A 265-nucleotide genomic window follows, 5' to 3' on the forward strand; every position below is an offset into this window, starting at 1 on the left:
AGGTAGATAGGTTGGGGGTGGAAGTGCAGCAATGCATGGAGCTGACCAATACTAATCGGTCGAGGGCTTATCCAATAAGCTTCTAAAACAGCGAAGTTTCGTTTCGGATTCAGTTTTCAGGTGATCAACACCTGCAAGGTAAGGCGTTTGGTGATGATGGCGGAGGGGTTCCACACGTACCCATCCCGAACACGACCGTTAAGCCCTCCAGCGCCGATGGTACTTGGACCGCAGGGTCCTGGGAGAGTAGGACGTTGCCAAGCGA

The 265-nt window shown here is 53.2% G+C and carries 2 rRNA genes (1 of these 2 cut by a window edge); one reads left to right on the top strand and one right to left on the bottom strand.

The annotated features are described in order from the left end of the window. A 5S ribosomal RNA gene (gene rrf / locus WH45_RS05340) occupies positions 1-10 on the bottom strand; it reaches 107 nt to the left of the window's first position. A 136-nt stretch (positions 11-146) separates the two neighbouring features. Between rrf (WH45_RS05340) and rrf (WH45_RS05345) the strand changes: the two genes are divergently transcribed. Beyond that, a 5S ribosomal RNA gene (rrf, locus tag WH45_RS05345) occupies positions 147-263 on the top strand. Positions 264-265: the final 2 nt, after the last annotated feature.

The sequence above is a fragment of the Paenibacillus wulumuqiensis genome, from assembly GCF_000971965.1.
GTDB classification, from domain to species: Bacteria; Bacillota; Bacilli; order Paenibacillales; family Paenibacillaceae; genus Saccharibacillus; species Saccharibacillus wulumuqiensis.